This is a genomic window from Streptomyces alboflavus (assembly GCF_000716675.1).
In the GTDB taxonomy this organism is placed as follows: domain Bacteria; phylum Actinomycetota; class Actinomycetes; order Streptomycetales; family Streptomycetaceae; genus Streptomyces; species Streptomyces alboflavus.
Genome location: NZ_JNXT01000053.1, coordinates 38465 through 57856, shown reverse-complemented (window position 1 = coordinate 57856; position 19392 = coordinate 38465). Strand labels below are relative to the sequence as shown.

The following is a 19392-nucleotide window of genomic DNA, read 5'->3' as shown; positions in this document are numbered from 1 at the left end:
GGGACGGGGCGGCGGGGGGCGGGGGGGGGGTGGCGGCTCAGGGAGCGGCCCGGTCGCCCTCCACCCGTCCGGTCCGGGCCCGGCCGATCCCCGTCAGCGTCCCGGTGAGCGCGATGACCACCGCGCACAGGCCGACCACCAGACACACCGGCCGCACGCCCCACACCCCGGCGGCCAGGGTCACGACGGCGGCGCCGACCGGGCCGAGGGCGTTGTGGATCGTCCAGAACGCCGAGGTGACCCGGCCCAGGAGATGACTGGGCGTCACCTCCTGGCGCAGCGACATGGAGTTGATGCCGCCGACGCCGGTGCAGAAGAGCATGCCCGCGGCGATGAACGCCAGCACCGGCACACTGCCCGAAAGGCCGAGGCAGGCCACCGCGACCCCGCCGAGCGCGTGCGCGCCGATCCAGCTGACGCCGAAGCCGAGCCGTCCGCGCAGCCGGGCGACCACGAACGTCGCGGCGAGCGTTCCGAGCGTCCCGGCCGTCAGGACGTAGCCGACGGTGCCGTCGCCGTGGCCGAGGTCTTCCTTCACGCGGTAGATGATGACGTCGGTCATGCCCGCGGTGAGGAAGATGAGCAGCGTGAGCAGGACGGTCAGGGGCCGCAGGACGGGGTGCCGCCACAGGAACCGGGCTCCGGCGAGGAACTCCTCGCGCACACCACCGCGTTCGGCTTCCACCGGGGCGGGCTCGTCCGAGGGCCCTGAGCCGCCCCGGGCGCCCTCGGCCTCCGTCTCCGGGGGCGGGGCGGCGGCGCGGATGCGGACGAAGAGGATGCCCACCGCCGACACCGCGAAGGTCGCCGCGTCGATGCCGACGGCGGCCGCGGGCCCGAGCGCGGCCGCGACCAGGCCCGCGAGCATCGGCCCGCCCGCGCCCGCGACGGCGTAGGTGCCGTACAGATGGCTGTTGGCCTTCAGGATCTGCCCGGGCGCGACGATGCCGGGCACCACGGTCACGTACGTCACCTGGAAGAGCATCGCGAAGACACCGGCGACGGGCACGACCGCGTACACCAGCCAGACCGGCGTCGCGAACAGCCACACCAGCGGGATCAGTCCGTAGAGCAGACACCGCGCGACGTCGGTGACCACGATCAGGCGGCGCCGGTCCACGCGGTCGGCGACGACACCGGCGAACAGGCCGGTGACGATGGACGCGACGCCGGTCAGCCCGGTGACGAGCCCCATCTGCGCGAGGGAGCCGGTCTCGTGCAGGACGAGCAGCGGGATCGCCACGTGCGAGAAGGAGTCACCGAGCGCGGAGAGGGCCTGGAGGGCCAGGAACAGACGGTAGTTGGAGTCGGCCCACAGCGAAGGACCGGGCGCGGGTCCCGCAGCCGTCCGCGTACGCCGCGACATGTCACGCCGGGCCATGCCTGCCCCCGTCCCCGTCCCCAACCCCGTCATCGCTCCCGTGAACCGCCCTGCCCCCTAGGGGACTTCACCCACGTCCCCGAAGTCCGCCGAGAGCTCCTGCGCCTCAGCGTACGTCGGCAGCCCCTCCGGCCCCACCGTGCCGCGGGTGAACGCCCCCGCCACCTCGACCGCGTGCCCGACCGCCGCCCGGAACAGCAGCGACCCCGTGCTGACGCGGCGCACGCCGAGGTCGGCCAGGCGCCGGGGGGTGAGGCCGCCGGGCACGTAGAGCGTGTTCAGCGGTACGTCGAGGGCGTCGACGAGTCCCGCGATGGCGGCCTCGTCCTGGACCCCGGGCACGAACACGCCGTCGGCACCGGCCCGTCGGTAGGCGGCGGTGCGGTCGCGGGCCTCCTTCTCGCCCCCGGCGTCCAGCCAGTACGCGTCCGTGCGCGCGTTGAGGAACAGCGCGGGCGCGGCCTCCTTCACGGCGCGGATCAGCTCGCACTGCGCGCCGACGGCGGTGAGCTTCCCGTCCGGCCTGCCGTCTTCGAGGTTCACCCCGGCCACGCCCGCGGCGGCGAGTTCGCGGGCGAGCAGAGCGACGTCGTCGGGCCGTTCGCTGAAGCCGCCCTCGATGTCGACGGTGACGAGTGCGGGCAGGCGGGCGATGCCGTGGGCGAGGCGCACCGTCTCCGTCCGCGCGGCGCCGGTGGCGTCCGGCTTGCCCGCGGCGGCGGCGACGCCGAGGCTCGTCGTGCCGATGGCGGGGAACCCGGCGCGGACGAGCGCGGCGGCGGAGGCGTGGTCCCAGGCGTTGGGCAGGAGCAGGGGGTCGCCGGTGCGGTGCAGGGCGCGGAAGGCCTCGTACCGGTCGGTCTGGTCGGCCTGGTCGGTCTGTCGGGTCCGGTCGGTCTGGGGCTCGATCGTGGGGTCGGTCATGGGGTCGGTCATGGGCGCACTGTGCCAGAAGGCGCTGTCAGGACTGCCAGAGGAACGCGGCGGCGCGGCACGCCCGGCAGGTGAAGACGTATCCGATGCCGCCACCTCCGAAGTTCGCCGACGTGGCGAAGTCGAGGCCCTCCTCCAACTGGGCCACGAACGCCATCGGTTCGCCGCACCCCGGGCAGGACGGCGTCTCGTCGCCCTGGAGCCAGGCGGGCGCGCCCCCGAGCTGGCCCTGCACCCGCAGCGTGGCTTCGTCGACGCCGTCCGACCACAGGTCGAGCGCGGCCGGGAAGTCCTCGGCCGCGACGTCCTCGGTACGCAGCGCGCTGACCGCGCCGAGCAGGGTCTCGCCCCGCTCCGGCACGGCGGCCGGGGCCAGGGCCGCGCCGTCGAAGAGGTACGCGCGGTTGCCGCCGCCCGTCGCGTCCCAGTCGTCGCACATCCCCGGGGCGTTCTGGCACAGGAACACGGAGACGACGTCCGGGCCGAGCGGCAGGTGCAGCAGGAACTGCATGGCCCCGCCGCAGGCCCGGCAGTGCGGCCAGTCGAACCCGCCCGGCACCAGCGGCACACCGCCCGTGCGCAGGCCGGTGGCGTGCGGGTCGGCCGCGCCGTCGTGGATCATGAGCGTCGTCATGCACCGACCCTAGGGCCTGTCCGGTGCTCCTCCACCGGTCCCCCGGTCCCCGTCCCTTCCCCGTTTCCCGGTCCCTGATCGGACCCCAACAGGAACCTGACAGGTTCCTCATAACTTCACGCCAGCCTGTGCGACAGGCCCGGCGCCGCTTGACCAACGGTGCCGGGCCCTTCCGAGTCAGAGCTGGAATGGAGCCCCTATGTCCCACCGTGCCCGTCGTCCCCAGCGCAGCACGTCCTTGCGTGCCGCCTTCTTCGCCACCGCCGTGGCGGGCGGGGTGCTCGCCGCTCCGTCGGCCACGGCCTTCGCGAGCGACACCCCGCCGAAGCCGAAGCCGACCGTCAGCGAGCCCGCGCCCGAGGACGTGGTGAAGAAGAAGCGGGCCGCCGAGGACGCGAAGCAGAAGGCGCCGGGGGCCGTTCCGCGCGGCGGGGTGGCCGCCGGTGACAAGCCCGACACGCCCGCCGTGCGCGAGGCCAAGCCGACGCCGAAGCCGGTCAGCGACGAGGCGCGCAAGCGTCTCGCGCAGCCGCCCAAGGGCGGTGTCGCGGCGGGCGAGCGCCCGGAGTCCGGCAGCGACAACACGGCCACGCTGATCGGTTCGGCCGCGGGCATCGGACTGCTCGCGGGTGCGAGCACCATGGTCCTGCGCCGCCGCGCCGCGGTGCGCCAGCAGGGCTGACGCCTCTTGGCCGGTCGGCTATCGGTCCGGTCGGCCTGACGCGCGGCCCCGGCCCGGCACCTGCCGACGAGCCGAGGCACACGCCGTCAGGCCCGACCGGCCGGCCCCGGTCCCGGGCCCAAGCCCCTCGGCGCACCCCGCGGCCGGGCCCACCGCACCCCGCGGGTCCCGCACCCCCGCACGCCGCCCACCCCTCCCTCGGGCCGACGGTCAGCACCCCGTCCGGCCCGACCCACCTCTCGGTGGCGCCGCCCCGGTCCCCCTTCACAAGCCCCGGGGCGGCGCCACCGTTCACGGAGCCCCCATGTCCCCTGCGCAGCACCGGACGTCCCGTTCCCACGACGGGGCGCCCCGTATGTCCCCCCGGCGCCCGTACGGCACCCTCGTGTCGATCGCGGGCGGCCTCGCCCTCGTGTGCGCCGCCGTGAGCGGCTGTTCGTCCGGGGACGGCGCGCGAGCCGAGTCCTCGCCCACGTACACGGTGCGTTCGGACGACTCCCCTGCCGAGGAGGGCTCGGCAGGCGGCTCCGGGCAGAAGGCCGAGCGCGGCACACCGGCCGGGGCCGCCGCGCCCGTGCACGTCGCGGTGCCGTCCATCGGCGTCAGCAGTTCCCTGATGCGGCTCGGCCTCAACGCGGACCGTACGGTCGAGGTCCCGCCGCCGGACAAGGGAATGACCGCGGGCTGGTACACGGGCGGGGCCGTGCCGGGGCAGCGCGGTGCGGCCGTCATCATCGGCCACAACGACACGCGCCACGGCAAGGCCGTCTTCCACGACCTGAAGAAGGTGCGCGCGGGCGCGGACATCGCGGTCCGCGACGCCCGCGGCAGGACGACGCACTTCGAGGTCACCCGCACCGAGACCGTCGACAAGAAGGCCTTCCCGACCGACCGGGTCTACGGCGCCACCAACTCCCGCGCCCTGCGCCTGATCACCTGCGACGGCGCCTTCGACGCCCAGGGCCACCCCGTGGACAACCTCATCGTGTACGCCACCGCAAATCGGTAGTCGATGTTCCGCACCCCGCCCAGGCTTCGATGCCCTGAGCAACCAACGTGGGCGGCGCCCTGGGCCCTTCAGGGTGCCGGGTAGGCTTTGCGCACAAAACTGTTCATGTGTGCGAAGTAGGGAATCAAAGGTGTCCGATCTGGGGCGGCTCGTGGCCGGCCGCTACCGCCTCGTCGAGCGCGTGGGCCGGGGTGGCATGGGCACCGTGTGGCGGGCCGAGGACGAACTGCTCAAGCGTGCTGTCGCGGTGAAGAAGCTGCACGTCCCTCCGCACGTGGACGACGACGAGATCCAGACGCTCCACGAGCGCACCCGCCGCGAGGCCCGCAGCGCCGCCCGCATCACCCACCCCCATGTGATCGTCGTCCACGATGTCGTGGACGACGAGGGTCTGCCGTGCATCGTCATGGAGTACGTCCCCTCACTCACCCTGGGCGACGCCTTGAAGGAGCGTGGCGCCCTGCCGCCCGGCGAGGCCGCGAAGATCGCCGTCGCGACGGCGGCAGCGCTGCGGGCCGCGCACGACGCGGGCGTCCTGCACCGGGACGTCAAGCCCGCCAACGTCCTGCTGGGGCACGACGGCCGGATCGTGCTCACGGACTTCGGCATCGCCCTGGAGAGCGGCACCCCCTCCTTGACCAGGACCGGCGAACTGGTCGGCTCGGTGCAGTACCTGGCGCCCGAGCGGCTGCGCAGCGCCGAACCCGGACCCGCGTGCGACCTCTGGTCACTCGGCGTGATGCTGTACCAAGCGGTGGAAGGGCGCCATCCGTTCGAACGGGACACCGCGATGGAGACGGCCTACGCCGTCGCCACCGAACCGCACGATCCGCCCAGGGCCGCCGGGGCGCTCGCTCCCGTGATCGAGGGGCTGCTCGTCAAGGACCCCGGGCGCCGTATGGAGGCACACGAGGCCGAGCGTCTGTTGCGCCGGGCCGACGAGCCGTCCACGGCAGTCCTCGACCCGGCACCGCCCCACGTGCGCTCCGCGCCCGGCGGCCGCGGCCGCCGGGCGGCCCTGTGGTGCGGGTCGGCCGCCGCCGTCGCCGGACTGGTGACGGGCGGTGTGCTGCTGTGGCCCGAGGGCGCCGACACCGGTGCCCGGGCCTCCGGTACCGGCCCCGCGGAGCGCACGCCCTCGCCCCGCTCCCCCGTGCCGCCGCTGCCGCCCGGCTATCACCTGGAGAAGCAGGAGGGCGGCCTCTCCCTGCCCGTGCGGGATGGCTGGAAGCGCAAGGAGCTGCGGGGCGGCGACATCGCGTACATCGACCCGTCCGGGCTCGTCGGCCTGCGGGTCAACGTCGCCGAGTTCGCCGGATCGGACCCCCTGGAGCACTGGCGCCGGACCGAGGAAGCCCAGACCCGCCGCGACAACCCAGGATACGAGCGGGTGCGGATGACGTCCACGACCTTCCGTGGAACACCCGCCGGGTACTGGGAGTTCACGTTCGACGGCAAGGCACGCGCGTACCGTGCGGTGGAGATGGCGTTCGCCGACGCCGACGGCACGCAGTACGTCGTGTACCTCTCCGCCCCCGACGCCGAGTGGAAGCGGCACCGGCCTGTCTTCGACGCCGCCGTGAAGGGCATACGCCTCAAGAAGTCGTGACGGCCACCACCGGCTGACCGGCCGCGTCAACAACGCTGCGGATCAACACACCTCAACACCGCGGATCAACACACCGCAACGCTGCGGATCAACACACCTAGCGCCCGCGCGCCGCCTGCAGCCGTGCCTCGGTCCGCCCCTGAAGCACCGCTGCCCGCTCCCTGATCGCGGGCAGCTCGGCCCGCAGGGCGGCGCCGGGGCAGTCCGTGGTGTAGCCGTCGGTGTGCCCGGCCACCGCGTGGAAGCCGGCGTGCCTGCCCGCCGGTACGCGGCTGAGGCTGTTGCTGGAGACCAGGCGTGCCGTCTGCCGGGGGTCGGTCCCGGCCAGGCCGAGCTTCCACGCGGCGAGCGCGGCGATCGCCTCCGCCATCGGCGCCGGGACGGGACTGCCCGCCGTGAACGTGCCGATCGCGGCGACGCCCGCCGTCCGGTGGTTGAACCCTTGCGTGTGGGCGCCGACGACGGGCTGGTCGACGCCGCCCCCGCGCCCCTCGTAGATCGTGCCGCAGCGGTCGACGAGGAAGTTGTAGCCGATGTCGTCGAACAGCCGGGCGCTGGTCTGGCCCTCCGCGAGCGCGCGGATGATGCGGGGCGCGTCGGCGCAGTCGTACCCGTTGGGCGAGTCGGTGTGGTGGACGAAGACCACGACGACGGGACCGCTGTAGTGCGCGGGCGGCGTGGTCGGCCGGGAGTCGCCCAGCCAGCGCTCGCGCGGCACGATGGCGGGCCTGGCCGCCCGGTGCGCCACGGCCCTTGCCTCGGTGTGCCGCCCGCCGCCGCCGACCGCGTCCTCCACCCCGGCCACGCACAGCACGAGGGCGGTCACGGCGAGCATCCCCGGCAGGCACGCGAGCGCCCAGCGCCCGGCACGGGGCAGCCGCCCCGCCACCGTCTCCCCCAGGGCCCGCAAGGCACGCATGGCCCCACTCTCGCGGCGCCCCGGACGCCCCGCCCCGTGGACTGCTCCAGTCGAGCGACCAGAAGCGCGGGCGTACGCGGAGCCCCGGCTCCGAAGCACCGCCGAAGCGCCCCCGGAGCACCCCCGAAAAGAATCCGGAAAAAACTTCGCGGGAGTTGTCGAGATCGAGTCGCCCGCTCCGACGTCCCCTGTGAGAGTTGCCCATGAGGGGCGACGAGACAGCCAAGGAGTGGCAGCCATGAAGTATCTGGTGATGGTGCAGGGGTCCCAGGCCGACTACGAGGCCATGAGCGGCAAGGCCTCGGAGCACAGCCCGGCGTGGAGCGAGCAGGAACTCCAGGCGATGTTCGCGTTCATGGGGAACCTCAACAACGACCTGTCGGAGTCCGGCGAGCTCATCGACGGCCAGGGCCTGACCGAGCCCGCGCAGACCCGCCACGTCAGCGTCGACGACAACGGCCGCCCGGTGATCACGGACGGGCCGTACAGCGAGACCAAGGAGGTCCTCGCGGGCTACTGGGTCCTGGAGTGCGAGAACCTGGAGCGGGTCACGGAGATCGCCAAGCGCATCAACGAGTGTCCCGCGCCCGCGGGCTCCCCGAACCCGACGGTGGTCATCCGGACCATCCAGGAGGGCGGCGACGGCGGCGAGGGGTGCTGATCACCGCCGCGACCGGAGCCCCGGTCACCGCACGGACCGAAGCGCCGGTCACCGCACCGCCCGGAACGCCGTTGACCGCACAGAACCGACGCGCCCCCGCGAGGCCCGCGGCCGACGATGAGCGCGACCGGTGACGTCGAGGACCTGCTGCGCCTGCACGCGCCGCAGGTCCTCGGCGCGCTGGTGCGGCGGTACGGCCACTTCGACGAGGCCGAGGACGCCGTACAGGAATCCCTGCTCGCCGCCGCCGGCGAGTGGCCCGGGCGGGGCGTGCCGGACAATCCGCGCGGCTGGCTGATCAGGGTGGCGTCACGGCGCCTGACGGACCAGTTGCGCAGCGACGCGGCCCGGCGGCGGCGCGAGGAGAACGCGGCCCGGATGACGCCGCGCGACGCGTTCACCGCGCCCGCGCCCGGCGAGAGCCGCGCCCCGTCGGACGACGACACGCTCACCCTGCTGTTCCTGTGCTGCGACCCTTCGCTGACGCCCGCCGCGCAGATCGCCCTGACGCTGCGGGCCGTCGGCGGTCTCACGACGGCCGAGATCGCCCGCGCGCACCTGGTGCCGGAGGCGACGATGGCCCAGCGCATCAGCCGCGCCAAGCAGAAGATACGGGGCGCGCCGTTCACACAGCCGGGCCCGGCGGACCGGGACGGGCGCCTGGCCGTCGTGCTCCAGGTCCTGTACCTCATCTTCAACGAGGGCTACACGGCGACGTCGGGCGCCACGCTGCACCGCGCCGACCTGGCCCGCGAGGCGATCCGGTTGACCCGCGCGGTGCGCAGGCTGCTGCCGCAGGAGGGCGCGGTGACGGGCCTGTTGGCGCTGATGCTGCTCACGGACGCGCGCAGCGCCGCCCGCACCGGGCCGCACGGCGAGCTGATCCCGCTGGACGAGCAGGACCGCACCCGCTGGGACGGCGAGGCGATCACCGAAGGCACCGCCCTGGTGGAACAGGCCCTGGGCCAGGGCCGCGCGGGTGTCTACCAGTTGCAGGCCGCCATCGCCGCGCTGCACGACGAGGCAGCACGCGCCGAGGACACCGACTGGCCGCAGATCCTCGCCCTGTACGACATCCTGGTGCGCCGCACGCCGGAGCCGATGGCCGAGCTGGGCCGTGCCGTCGCGGTCGCCATGGTGCGCGGCCCGCGCGCCGGCCTCGACGAACTGGCGTCGCTGGAGGAGCGCTTGGCGGGCCACCACCGCCTGGAGGCGGTACGCGGCCACCTCCTCGAACGCGCGGGCGACCTCGAAGCAGCCCGCACCGCCTACCAGCTGGCCGCCCAACGCACCCTCAGCCGCCCGGAGATCCGTTACTTGCAGATGCGTGCGGCCCGGCTTACGCCCCCGGGGCGCGAGCAGTCCCCGTAAGCAGCGCGGGGACGGGGCTGAACCACGAGTCAAGGCGCCCCGCCAGAAACCGTGTCGGCGAACGCCCGCGCCAGCGGACTGAGCGCGTCCCAGCGGCGCACCGCCCAGCCGACGGACAGCGGCGGCAGGTCAGGGACCGGAAGCAGGCGCAGGCCGGGCGGGCTCTGGGTACGCCAGCCGGGCAGGCCGGGCACGAGCGCCTGGCCGACGCCGAGTTCGGTGAGCAGCAGCGCGGTGTCCCAGTCGGCGACGCTGGTGTGCCCGTCGGGCCCCAGGTCGAGGTCGGCCAGGGCGGCGTCGAGGCGGGCACGGGACGTGGCGGCCTGCGGGGGCCTGATGAGCCGGGCGGCCGCGAGGTCGGTGAGGTCGGCGTGCGGCTTGGCCGCGAGCGGGTCGCCGGACTGCACCGCGAGCACCCAGGGCAGCTCGGCGACGGGCCGCTGCTCGATGCCGCGCACGGGCGTGCCGATGGTGACCCAGGCCAGGTCCAGGTCGTCGGCGGCGAGCGCCTCGAAGCAGGCCCGGCTCGAGCTCGCCGTCTGGAACTCAAGGGTGACCTGCGGGAAGCGCTGCCGGAAAGCGACGACGGCCGTGGCCATGAAGTGCCGTACGGTCGTCGCGCCGGTGGTGACGCGCACCGCTCCGCTCTCGCCGCGCACCAGGTCGCGCAGGCGGCGCAGGGCGACGTCGATGCCGCCGAGGCCGTCGGCCGCGGCGGCGTGCAGGATGCGTCCGGCGGACGTCGGCACGACACCGCGCGCGTGCCGCTCCAGGAGGCTGACGGCCAGCTCCTTCTCCAGGCGTTTGACGTGCTGGCTCACCGCCGACTGCGTACAGGAGAGATCGCGCGCGACGGCGCTGAGGCTGCCGGCGCGGCAGACGGCGAGAAAGACACGGAGGTCGTCGAGCGTCACGGCCCCCAAGCTATCGCTCGGGTCACGACGGCCGACGCCCGGAGCCGCACCCGGCACCACGGCCCGGCCCTCTCCTCCCGACCCCGCCCCTTCACCCCCCCGGAACCGGTCATGTAACGCGGATCACACATAACCGACCCGGCCCACGGGAACGCACACCCCTATTTCACCGTTGAACTAGATGAGAGCCCCGACCGCGATTCCCCCGTCCGGCCGGGGCTCTCACCGTGCCCGGGGCCCGCACGGCGGCCATGGTCACCCCTGGGCCGAATCCGCCACCGTTTCGAGCTCCCGCCACCCCTTCGAGGGCGAATATGCCAACCGCACCGCGCGCGGCCGGTCCGGGCGGCATCATGCGTCCATGGACGGTCCGAAGACTGTGCAGGTCCTGTTCCCGCCCGACGAGTACGCCGCCGTGCTCCGGCACGCCGACCGCCTCGGGATCACGCCCGCCGAGTTCATACGCCGAGCGGCGGCCGTCCACACCGGACAGGAACCCGACACCTGCGGCTCCGGCGGCGCCCGGCGCACGGTGGTCGTGCCCCCGGTACGCCGGAGCCTCGACGCCCGCGGCGCCCCCGCGCTCCAGCGGTTCCTCGACACCCTCGCGACCGCCGACCCCACCCGCGTCCCGCCCCAGCAGCCGACGGTCCGCAGCTGCTCGGGCCCCTGAAGCCCGACCCCCACGCCCTCGACCCGCGGCCGGCCTCAGCCCAGCGACACCTCGGGCCGGTACAGGTCGAACCACAGCGCCAGATCGAGCGCCCGCTCCAGGCCCCGCCGTGAGGCCGGCCGCACCTGCGGGGTGTCGCGGTGTGCCAGGCGGCGCAGGGCCTCGCGGTCGACGAGATCGAAGACGGGATGCCCGGCCCGCGCGACCAGATCCTTGGCGTGCTCCTGGAGCGCGAAGGCGTACTTGGGGTCCTGCGTGGACGGATAGGGGCTCTTGACCCGGTCACAGACGGAAGCGGGCAGGCTGTCCCTGGCGGCCTCCCGCAGCAGCGACTTCTCCCGGCCGTCGAAGGACTTCAGCGCCCAGGGCGCGTTGTAGACGTACTCCACGAGCCGGTGGTCGCAGAACGGCACCCGCACCTCCAGGCCCACGGCCATGCTCGCCCGGTCCTTGCGGTCGAGCAGCGTACGCACGAACCGGGTCAGATACAGGTGGCTGATGGTGCGCATGCGGTACTCGAAGTCGCTCTCGCCGTCGAGGCGCCGCACGGCAGCGGCGGCCGCGGCATAGCTGTCGCCGACGTACGTCCGCAGGTCGAGCACGTCCAGGACGTCCTGACGCAGCACGCCCGTCTCGTCGCCGAGGGTCTCCGCGTGCCGCACCAGCCAGGGGAAGGTGCCGCCCCGCCGGGCCCCCTCGTCGAAGAACTGGAAGTAGCCGCCGAACACCTCGTCCGCCGACTCGCCGGACAGGGCGACCGTCGAGTGCTCACGGATCGCCTGGAAGAGCAGATACAGCGAGGCGTCCATGTCCCCGAAACCCACCGGCATGTCACGGGCCGTCAGCATCTTCGCGCGCACCTCGGGATCGGCGAGCGCCTGCGTGTCCAGGACGATGTCACGGTGATCGGTGCCCGCGAGGCGCGCCACGTCATGGGCGTACGGGGCGTCCGGTGTGCCGCGCAACTCGTCCGCCACGAAGTTCTCGCTCAGGCCCGCGAAGTCGACGGAGAAGCTCCGCAGGGTCTCCCCCGAGCCCGCGAGCCGCGCCGCGGCGAGCGCCGTCATGGCGGAAGAGTCGAGGCCGCCGGAGAGCAGCACGCAGCGCGGCACGTCGGCGACGAGCTGGCGGCACACGATGTCGTCGAGCAGCCCGCGCACCGCGGCGACGGTCTCGTCGCGGCCGTGCGGGTGCGGACGGGTCTCCAGGCTCCAGTAGACGCGGCTGCGCAGCCCCTCGCGGTCGACGGTGACGACGGTGCCGGGCTCGACCTCGCGCATGCCGTCCCACACGGCGTGCCCCGGTGTCTTCACGAAGGCGAAGACCTCGCGCAGTCCGTCCACGCCGACGCGGGCCCGCGCCAGCGGGTGGGCGAGGATCGCCTTGGGCTCGGAGCCGAACAGGACGCCGTCGGGCGTCGGGTGGAAGTAGAACGGCTTGACGCCCATGCGGTCGCGGACCATGACGAGGCGCTGCCTGCGGCCGTCCCACACGGCGAACGCGTACATCCCGTTCAGCCGCTCGGCGACGCCCTCGCCCCACTGGAGGTAGCCGCGCAGGACGACCTCGGTGTCGGAGTCGGTGCGGAACTCGTGCCCGTGCCCGGCCAGTTCGGCGCGCAGCTCGGAGAAGTTGTACGCCTCCCCCGAGTACACGAGGGCCACGGTCCCGTCGGGCGTCGTCGCGGTCATGGGCTGGCGCCCGCCCGGCAGGTCGATGACGGCCAGACGCCGGTGCCCCAGCGCCGCCGGGCCCTCGATCCAGGTACCGCGGTCGTCGGGGCCGCGGCAGGCCATCGTCTCCGTCATGGCGTCCAGGGTCGGCGCGTGCGACCGCAGGTCACGGTCGAAAGAGATCCATCCGGTGATGCCACACATGGGGTTTCCTCCTGCCGTCCGGCTGCCTTCCCGGTCGTACGCCCTGAACGGCCGAACTAGATGTAATAGGCAGCTATCTGTTCAGACTCCGCCCCGGAGCCCCGGCGGTCAACGCGCCCCCGACCCGGCGAAGCCGCACCGACCCGGGGATTTCGGCCACCCGGAGGCCCGGGTCAAGGAATCACCAGGAAGCCCCATCGGGCCACATCCCGCCCACGCCCGCCGCACGGCCGCACGGAACAACACCTTCCAGCCATCGGCAAAGACTTGCTCAACACATGTGCAAACCCTGGAACATGTGCGGCGGCGGAGATCCGCCGTCAGTCCGCCGGAGCGGCTGCCCGGAGCAGCGCCCGGGCGTCCTGCCGGGCGTGCTCGATCGCGTCGGGGAAGATCCCCATGCCGTACGCGACGAGCCCGCCCTCGTGCAGCAGCATCAGGGACCTGCCAAGGGACTTCGCGCGGCGCGGTGCGAGCGGCCGCGCCAGCTCGGTGAAGAGCTCCAGCATCCACGCCTTCTGGCCGGTGCTCACGGCGTACGCGGGGTGCCCGGGATCGGTGATCTCCGCATGGGCGTTGATCATGCTGCACCCTCGCGGCAGGCTCCGCTCCGCCCAGTCGCGGGAGGCATCGAAGACGGCAAGGGCGCGGGAGCGGGGCGAGCGGGAGCGCTCCAGGTACCCGGCGAGGAAGGCCCGCCAGCGCTCGTCGCGGTCCGCCAGGTACTCGACGACGATCTGGTCCTTGGAGCCGAACCGGTCGTACAGCGTCTTCTTCGTCACGCCGGCCTCGGCCGCGATCAGGTCGACGCCGACGGCGTGGATGCCGCGCTCGTAGAACAGCCGCCCCGCCGCCTCAAGGACCTTGCGCGCGCCGGGCGTCAGAGGGACGCGGCGCGGCCCCGCCTCGGCGGCGTCCGGCACCCGCGCCGCGTCCGGTTCGCGCTTGACGTGCTCGCTCATGCACCCACCTCACCACATCGAGCCCACCCCCATAGTAGACCGATCTGTATACTCGCTCCCATGGAGTAAACAGATCGGTCTACTTTCGACGGCCGCAGGAGGCTCGCCGTGAACGTCCTGCTCTCCCTCGGATTCGTGGTGACCTGGAGCTCCGGCTTCATCGGCGCCAAGCTCGGCGCGGGCAGCGCGGACGCGGTGACCGTCCTGATGTGGCGGTTCCTGCCGCTGGCCGCGGTCCTCGCGCTGCTCGCAGCGACCGTGTTCAGGGCGTCCTGGCGCGGCCTGACGGCCCGCGACCTGGGGCGCCAGGCGGTCGTGGGCGCCCTGTCCCAGAGCGGCTATCTCCTGACCGTGTACTACGCCATCCAGCTCGGCGTCTCCAGCGGTACGACAGCGCTGATCGACGGGACCCAGCCGCTGGTCGCGGGCGCGCTCGCCGGACCGCTGCTCGGCCAGTACGTGTCACGCACCCAGTGGCTCGGCCTCGCGCTCGGCCTGACCGGCGTGGTGATCGTCACGGCCGGGGACGCGGCGGCGGGCACCGGCGCGCCCTGGTGGGCGTACCTGGTGCCGTTCCTCGGCATGCTGTCGCTGGTCGCTGCGACCTTCCTGGACCGCCGCACGCGCACCGCCGTCGCACCCTCGGCCGCGATGACGGTGCACTGCGCGACCAGTGCCGTCATCTTCACGGTGCTCGCGCTCGCCCTGGGTGCGGCGGCTCCGGTCGCCGAGACGTCGTTCTGGGCGGCGATCGGCTGGCTCGTGGTCCTGTCGACGTTCGGCGGGTACGGGCTCTACTGGCTGATCCTGCGCCGGGGCGGCGTCACCCGCGTCAACACGCTGATGTTCCTGATGGCGCCGGTGACGGCGCTGTGGGGCGCGGCGATGTTCGGGGAGCCGTTCGGCGTCCAGACGGCTCTGGGCCTCGCCGTCGGGCTCGCCGCCGTCGCGGTGGTGCACCGGGGCGGGGCCGGGCCGGGGCGCGGGGGCCATCGCCGGGGTCACTCGGGGGTCAAGCAGGCCTGCACGGCGGGGGCGTAGCGGTCGGTGATGTCGGCTATCGCGGTCGCCCGCAGGTGCGGTCCGCGCGCGATGCCGTACATCACGCCGAGCCCGAGCAGCATCCCGACGGCCAGCTCGGCACGCAGGCCCGCGTCGGGGCCCGCAAGGCGGTCGCCGAGCCTGCGGACCACCTGCGTGCGGAAGTTGGCGCGCAGGACATAGCCGTGCTCGCGGTGCAGCGGTGCGTAGACGATGCGCAGGATGGGGTCGGCGCCGCGCTCGGCCTGGCTGGTGAGCAGGTGGTGGACCATGTGGCGGCCGAGGCGCTCCAGGGGCGCGTCGAGCACCTCCTCCGCGTCGGCCTCGAAGGACATGATCCCGGCGAACAGGGCGTCCTTGCTGCCGAAGTACTTCAGGACCAACGGCGGGCTCACCCCGGCACGTTCGGCCACGGCCTTGAGCGTGATGTCGGTGTGCGCGTGCCGGGCGAGCAGATGGCGGGCGGCACGCACGATCGCGGCCTTCGTCGCCTCGGCGTCGCGGCGCGCGGGACTCGGCACGCACGGCGCAGGGTGTGAGGTCGAGCTGGTCATGGTGTCACTTTCCGTCGCTGGCTGCCCTTTTGGGCAGCCGGGTCCGAGCGTATGGCGCCGGGCGCCGCGAGGGCCACGAATCGGGCGGACGGGACACGGAGACGCCGATCACGGTCCGGTCCGGCGAGCACGCCATAACGCGCGCCATACCCCCCGGGGCACACCGACCGGCGCGCACCCGCCGGAATGCCGGATGTCGGGAACTCCCGGACAGTCCAGACAGGTTGCCCGCCCCCTTTCGGACAGCGGCAATCAGCCACAAGTGAATGCGAATTCACCCTGCACCGACCCATGGCCACGAATTGCCATTCGCAGACCGAGAGTTGACGGTACGTCGAGAAAAGAAGCGCGCCCCGGTGAGCGGTCCGAGTCACTCCACATGTTCTTCACCGGATACGTGCGAACGCGCGCACAGGAACCACGAGAACACACGAGAGGGAACGCCGCGCGCACACGAGAGGGGAGCGCGCGAAGAAAAGGTCCAGACCTGCGGCAGGGCGACGACTCCGCTCTTCTCCCCCGACGCGTCAGAAGGCCGCACCGGTATCAGCCGCGCCCCGCCCCGCATCCCTGTCACACCCGTACTGCCGCCACAGCAGGCTCCGCCATACTGCGCGCATGGAGAGACTTCGAGTGGGCTTGATCGGCACGGGTCCCTGGGCGACGCAGACGCACGCGCCGGTGCTCGCCGGGCATCCCGACGCCACGCTGTCAGGAATATGGGGACGCCGCCCGAAGGCGGCGGCCGAGCTGGCGTCCGCGCACGCCACCACCGCGTACGAGGACGTGGACGAGCTGTTCGCCGCGAGCGACGCGGTCGCCTTCGCGGTGCCGCCGGACGTCCAGGCGCCACTGGCCGAGCGGGCCGCGGCGGCGGGATGTCATCTGCTGCTCGACAAGCCGATGGCCACCTCGCCGGCGGCGGCGCGGGGTCTCGCCGACGCCGTGGAGCGGGCCGGGGTGGCGTCTGTGGTCTTCTTCACGCTCCGCTTCGCCCCGCCGATGGCTCAGTGGCTGGCGCGCCGGGCCGACGAGGGGCCGTGGTTCACGGCGCGCGCCGACTGGTACAGCTCGTTCTTCGCGGCGGACGGCACCGGCGACTTCGACTCCCCCTGGCGGGCCACCAAGGGCGGCCTGTGGGACGTCGGACCGCATGCGCTTGCTGTGCTCACGGCGGTGCTCGGCGAGGTCACGTCGGTGACGGCGGCACCCGGACCCGAGGACACCGTCCATCTGATCCTGCGGCACGCGGGCGGCGCGTCGAGCACGGCGACGCTCACGCTGCGGGCGCCGCGGGCGGCCGAGGGCCTGACGCTTGAGTTCCGCGGCGAGCGCGGGACAGCCGTGCCACCGGGGTGGGGCGAGAGCGGCTGGGGCGATTCGACCGATGCGTTTCGGTCAGCGGTCGACGCGTTGGTGCGCGCGGCGGGCGGCGGGGAGCGGCACGCGTGCGACGTACGTTTCGGACTGCGGGTGACGGAAATCCTGGCTGACGCGGAACGACAGGCGGACGCACGAAGGGAGACGAAACTTCCGGCTCAGCCGCCACCCCGGGCCTCTTGAAGCACGTCCGGACACTCGCGCCGCCCGTAACAACACGGGCGGCCGGTACCGTGGCCGCTACGTAATGGCGAGTGACGGCACCGGCCGCAGCCAGTGAACCCAGGAACCGAACCGGGCGGTAACTGCCACGTGGGTACACACTGCTCAGTTTCCGACCACTCAGATCGGAATACGAACAACCGGTCCCGCGCACTACCCGACTGCGACCCCGTAGGCCTAGGGGGTGTCCAACGCCGAGGAATTTCAGCCAATTTCACGCCACTCGAACAGGACGCCCCTGAGTTGTGCCCACGAGCCCACCGACGATCAAACCTGCAGGTCGGTGGTCTCGCGTACTCCATGATGCCGCATCGACTGATCGTTTTCTTCAGGCAATGTTTATGCCCAAAGAAGATGCGAATATTTAGACTGCTGATGCTCAACTCGGCGTGCACGAAGAGGGATTACCCACCATGAACAAGACGGCGCTGCGCGCTCTGCTCCGCGAACGACGCGCCCTCATCGCCCCCGAATCGCACGGCTTCATCCGTTCGACGGGCCAGGGCCGCCGGGCTCCCGGGCTGTCCCAGCACCAGGTGGACCAGCTCCTCCACCGCACGCTCGGCACTTATCACCGGCTGGAGTCGGGCAATTACCCGAACCCGCCGGCCTCTCTCCTGCGTGATGTGGCCCGCCTCTTCGGGCTCAACGAGCAGGAATGGATGTCTCTGTGCCGTTATGCCCTGTTGCAGGATCCTCCCGGGCCGCTGCATCTGTCCTCGGGCAAGGAGATTCCCGGCGTCTGGCAGGAGGCCGTGGACGGCGTGCGGCACATGGCGTACGTCACAGACGCGTCCTGGGACATGCTCGCCTACAACGAGGCCTTCACCCGGATGTTCCCGGACTCCCAGGTCCCCGCGAACGTCATGCGCTGGATGGTCCTCGACCCGGTCGGCCGCGCGCACCTCCTCGACTGGAGCACCGCCTGGGCCCCGATGGTGCTGCCGCAGTTGCGCGGCGCCCTCGCGTCGCGCCCCGAGGACGAAACGCTCCGCCAGATCGAGAAGGAGGTCATGGCCGACCCCGAGACCGCGCCCTATTACGGCGCCGGGCGCCCCTTCCCGCACCCCGACGGCGACGAGCGCCCCCTCATGCACGCCGAGCTGGGTCCCGGCTGGGTCACGATGTGCGCCGCTCAGCCCTTGACGGCCCCCGGCGCTCGGCTGATGATCCTTGTGTTCCACCCCGGGACACAGCGCTCCCACCCGCGTGCGCCCATGCTCCGCTCCCCTTGATCCGCAGGTCGGCCCGACCCTCGGCCGGCCCAGAGGGAGTAGCCCGGCAGGACGCATGTTCGATGTGGTGCAGTACTTTGGCCCCAGATCCCCACATCGGATCACGCCTCGTGGGAGCCCCTTCATGCCAGCTCATGTGCTCAGACCGCAGACCGTCCTGGGTGATCACCAGGTCACCACCGCGGAGATAGCCGACGACATCCGGAACCACCACCCGGACCACCCTCGGCTGGGCGCGTTCCTCCGCGTGATCGGCAACTGCGGAGTCCGGACCCGTTACTTCACCCGTCCCCTCGGCTCCCCCACCGTCGCGGGCTCCGCCGGGATCGAGGAACGCACCACGACGGCCTTCGAGGACGCCCTCGCCATGGCCGAGAAGGCGGCCAAGGCGGCCCTCGACGAGGCCGGACTCACGGCGCGCGACATCGATGCCATCGTGACCACGCACACGACGAGCTGGGCCATACCGAACCTGGACATCAACCTGATCGACCGGCTCTCCCTGCGCCCCACCGTGCGCCGCGTCGCCCTGACGACCGTGGCCTGCCCGGGTGGCGCCCAGGCGCTGATCCGCGCCGCCGACCTGGTGGCCGCGCGGCCCGGCAGCAAGGTCCTCGTGGTGGCCGGGGAAGTCCTGTCCGGCATCTATCACAACGCCGACGACACCATCGAGTCGATGATCTACAAGGCCCTGTTCGGCGACGCCGCGGCGGCGACGATCGTCACCGACGAGCCGCTCGGCCCTGGCCTCGTCATCGAGGACAGCTTCGAGTACATCCTGCCGCACAGCGTCGACCGCCAGGCGGGCCGTATCGACCACGCGGGCATCCATTTCGTGTCCACCAAGAAAGCGCTGTCCGCGGCCGACGACGTGCTGCCGCAGCTCAAGGACTGGGTCGGCACGGACCGCCCCGGGTTCGCCGTCATCCACCCGGGCAGCCCGCGCATCATCGCCGACACGGGGGCGGCGCTCGGCCTCGACGAGCACGGCACGCGGCATTCCACGGACACCCTCGCCCACGAGGGCAACATCGGCGGCGTCAGTGTCCTGCGCGTCCTGGAGCGCACCCACGCCGACCCGCCCGCCGACGGCGAGCGCGGCTACACGATCGCCTTCGGCCCCGGCTTCGCCACGGCGGCGCTGCGCTGCCGCTGGCAGTCCTGACTCCCCCCGGCACACCCCTCCCGCCCGACGTCACACGCCCCGGCCCGCGTACGGCACTCCACGCCCCGGCCCGCACGAAACACCCCTGACAACCCCGAGCGTCCCCCGAGCGCCCCGGCCCGCCCGAGCGCCCCGACCACCCCGAGCGCCCCGGCCCGCCCGAAGCACTC

Annotated in this window: 18 protein-coding genes; 10 read left to right on the top strand and 8 right to left on the bottom strand. The window is 72.9% G+C overall.

All coding sequences use genetic code 11. The features are described from left to right. Positions 1-37: 37 nt before the first annotated feature. Genes OO63_RS31545 through OO63_RS31535 form a run of 3 tightly spaced genes read right to left on the bottom strand, consistent with a single transcriptional unit; the run spans position 38 to position 2948 of the window. Positions 38-1381: an MFS transporter gene (locus OO63_RS31545; protein ID WP_033264648.1), complete on the bottom strand. Its 1344-nt coding sequence runs from the start codon at positions 1379-1381 to the stop codon at positions 38-40. A gap of 57 nt (positions 1382-1438) precedes the next feature. Further along, positions 1439-2317: an isocitrate lyase/PEP mutase family protein gene (locus OO63_RS31540; protein ID WP_078619485.1), complete on the bottom strand. Its 879-nt coding sequence runs from the start codon at positions 2315-2317 to the stop codon at positions 1439-1441. A gap of 25 nt (positions 2318-2342) precedes the next feature. Beyond that, complete coding sequence (locus OO63_RS31535; RefSeq protein ID WP_030362428.1) at positions 2343-2948, bottom strand: hypothetical protein; 606 nt, start codon at positions 2946-2948, stop codon at positions 2343-2345. A 199-nt stretch (positions 2949-3147) separates the two neighbouring features. Between OO63_RS31535 and OO63_RS31530 the strand changes: the two genes are divergently transcribed. From OO63_RS31530 to OO63_RS31520, 3 genes are all read left to right on the top strand, one after another. Beyond that, positions 3148-3630 carry a hypothetical protein gene (locus OO63_RS31530; protein WP_030362427.1) on the top strand — a complete coding sequence of 161 codons (483 nt, stop codon included), beginning with the start codon at positions 3148-3150 and terminating at the stop codon, positions 3628-3630. Between the two features lie 355 nt (positions 3631-3985). Further along, positions 3986-4639 carry a class F sortase gene (locus OO63_RS31525; RefSeq protein ID WP_030362426.1) on the top strand — a complete coding sequence of 218 codons (654 nt, stop codon included), beginning with the start codon at positions 3986-3988 and terminating at the stop codon, positions 4637-4639. Between the two features lie 130 nt (positions 4640-4769). Beyond that, complete coding sequence (locus OO63_RS31520) at positions 4770-6248, top strand: serine/threonine-protein kinase (protein WP_030362425.1); 1479 nt, start codon at positions 4770-4772, stop codon at positions 6246-6248. 97 nt (positions 6249-6345) lie between these two features. Here OO63_RS31520 and OO63_RS31515 read toward each other — a convergent pair whose 3' ends face one another. After that, a complete protein-coding gene (locus OO63_RS31515; RefSeq protein ID WP_078619484.1) occupies positions 6346-7167 on the bottom strand; it encodes a peptidoglycan recognition protein family protein in 822 nt (273 codons plus the stop codon). Positions 7168-7405: 238 nt separating this feature from the next. Here OO63_RS31515 and OO63_RS31510 point away from each other — a divergent pair, with 238 nt between their 5' ends. Then, a complete protein-coding gene (locus tag OO63_RS31510; protein ID WP_030362423.1) occupies positions 7406-7828 on the top strand; it encodes a YciI family protein in 423 nt (140 codons plus the stop codon). A gap of 117 nt (positions 7829-7945) precedes the next feature. Next, positions 7946-9199 carry an RNA polymerase sigma factor gene (locus tag OO63_RS31505; RefSeq protein ID WP_030362422.1) on the top strand — a complete coding sequence of 418 codons (1254 nt, stop codon included), beginning with the start codon at positions 7946-7948 and terminating at the stop codon, positions 9197-9199. Positions 9200-9228: 29 nt separating this feature from the next. On the opposite strand, the gene OO63_RS31500 is transcribed toward OO63_RS31505, so the two are convergent. Continuing rightward, positions 9229-10113: a LysR family transcriptional regulator gene (locus tag OO63_RS31500; protein ID WP_030362421.1), complete on the bottom strand. Its 885-nt coding sequence runs from the start codon at positions 10111-10113 to the stop codon at positions 9229-9231. A gap of 361 nt (positions 10114-10474) precedes the next feature. Here OO63_RS31500 and OO63_RS31495 point away from each other — a divergent pair, with 361 nt between their 5' ends. Continuing rightward, a complete protein-coding gene (locus tag OO63_RS31495) occupies positions 10475-10786 on the top strand; it encodes a ribbon-helix-helix domain-containing protein (RefSeq protein ID WP_125263106.1) in 312 nt (103 codons plus the stop codon). Positions 10787-10821: 35 nt separating this feature from the next. On the opposite strand, the gene asnB is transcribed toward OO63_RS31495, so the two are convergent. Both asnB and OO63_RS31485 read right to left on the bottom strand, forming a co-directional pair. After that, entirely contained in the window at positions 10822-12663 is a 1842-nt protein-coding gene (gene asnB, locus OO63_RS31490) for an asparagine synthase (glutamine-hydrolyzing) (RefSeq protein ID WP_030362419.1), read from the bottom strand. A 320-nt stretch (positions 12664-12983) separates the two neighbouring features. Further along, positions 12984-13625 (bottom strand): TetR/AcrR family transcriptional regulator, encoded by a 642-nt coding sequence (locus tag OO63_RS31485; RefSeq protein WP_078619483.1) that lies wholly within the window; start codon positions 13623-13625, stop codon positions 12984-12986. A gap of 108 nt (positions 13626-13733) precedes the next feature. Here OO63_RS31485 and OO63_RS41745 point away from each other — a divergent pair, with 108 nt between their 5' ends. Further along, positions 13734-14666 (top strand): DMT family transporter, encoded by a 933-nt coding sequence (locus OO63_RS41745; protein WP_106983495.1) that lies wholly within the window; start codon positions 13734-13736, stop codon positions 14664-14666. Here the strand turns inward: OO63_RS41745 and OO63_RS31475 are convergent. Then, positions 14627-15220, bottom strand: coding sequence for a TetR/AcrR family transcriptional regulator (locus OO63_RS31475; protein ID WP_030362416.1), 594 nt, complete (start codon positions 15218-15220; stop codon positions 14627-14629). The two genes, OO63_RS41745 and OO63_RS31475, sit on opposite strands and share 40 nt — an antisense overlap. Before the next feature lie 618 nt (positions 15221-15838). On the opposite strand from OO63_RS31475, the gene OO63_RS31470 reads away from it, so the two are divergent. The 3 genes from OO63_RS31470 (at position 15839) to OO63_RS31460 (ending at position 19222) form a co-directional block, all read left to right on the top strand. After that, positions 15839-16783 (top strand): Gfo/Idh/MocA family protein, encoded by a 945-nt coding sequence (locus tag OO63_RS31470; RefSeq protein ID WP_030362415.1) that lies wholly within the window; start codon positions 15839-15841, stop codon positions 16781-16783. Between the two features lie 452 nt (positions 16784-17235). Beyond that, positions 17236-18057, top strand: coding sequence for an MmyB family transcriptional regulator (locus tag OO63_RS31465; protein ID WP_030362414.1), 822 nt, complete (start codon positions 17236-17238; stop codon positions 18055-18057). A gap of 124 nt (positions 18058-18181) precedes the next feature. Beyond that, positions 18182-19222, top strand: coding sequence for a beta-ketoacyl-[acyl-carrier-protein] synthase family protein (locus tag OO63_RS31460; RefSeq protein ID WP_030362413.1), 1041 nt, complete (start codon positions 18182-18184; stop codon positions 19220-19222). Positions 19223-19392 lie beyond the last annotated feature (170 nt).

Excerpts from the sequence above, each read along its gene's own strand:
- OO63_RS31545 (WP_033264648.1), bottom strand. The coding sequence starts at position 1,381 with ATGGCCCGGCGTGACATGTCGCGGCGTACGCGGACGGCTGCGGGACCC.
- OO63_RS31540 (WP_078619485.1), bottom strand. The coding sequence starts at position 2,317 with ATGACCGACCCCATGACCGACCCCACGATCGAGCCCCAGACCGACCGG.
- OO63_RS31535 (WP_030362428.1), bottom strand. The coding sequence starts at position 2,948 with ATGACGACGCTCATGATCCACGACGGCGCGGCCGACCCGCACGCCACC.
- OO63_RS31530 (WP_030362427.1), top strand. The coding sequence starts at position 3,148 with ATGTCCCACCGTGCCCGTCGTCCCCAGCGCAGCACGTCCTTGCGTGCC.
- OO63_RS31525 (WP_030362426.1), top strand. The coding sequence starts at position 3,986 with ATGTCCCCCCGGCGCCCGTACGGCACCCTCGTGTCGATCGCGGGCGGC.
- OO63_RS31515 (WP_078619484.1), bottom strand. The coding sequence starts at position 7,167 with ATGCGTGCCTTGCGGGCCCTGGGGGAGACGGTGGCGGGGCGGCTGCCC.
- OO63_RS31510 (WP_030362423.1), top strand. The coding sequence starts at position 7,406 with ATGAAGTATCTGGTGATGGTGCAGGGGTCCCAGGCCGACTACGAGGCC.
- OO63_RS31505 (WP_030362422.1), top strand. The coding sequence starts at position 7,946 with ATGAGCGCGACCGGTGACGTCGAGGACCTGCTGCGCCTGCACGCGCCG.
- OO63_RS31495 (WP_125263106.1), top strand. The coding sequence starts at position 10,475 with ATGGACGGTCCGAAGACTGTGCAGGTCCTGTTCCCGCCCGACGAGTAC.
- asnB (WP_030362419.1), bottom strand. The coding sequence starts at position 12,663 with ATGTGTGGCATCACCGGATGGATCTCTTTCGACCGTGACCTGCGGTCG.
- OO63_RS31485 (WP_078619483.1), bottom strand. The coding sequence starts at position 13,625 with ATGAGCGAGCACGTCAAGCGCGAACCGGACGCGGCGCGGGTGCCGGAC.
- OO63_RS31475 (WP_030362416.1), bottom strand. The coding sequence starts at position 15,220 with ATGACCAGCTCGACCTCACACCCTGCGCCGTGCGTGCCGAGTCCCGCG.
- OO63_RS31470 (WP_030362415.1), top strand. The coding sequence starts at position 15,839 with ATGGAGAGACTTCGAGTGGGCTTGATCGGCACGGGTCCCTGGGCGACG.
- OO63_RS31465 (WP_030362414.1), top strand. The coding sequence starts at position 17,236 with ATGAACAAGACGGCGCTGCGCGCTCTGCTCCGCGAACGACGCGCCCTC.
- OO63_RS31460 (WP_030362413.1), top strand. The coding sequence starts at position 18,182 with ATGCCAGCTCATGTGCTCAGACCGCAGACCGTCCTGGGTGATCACCAG.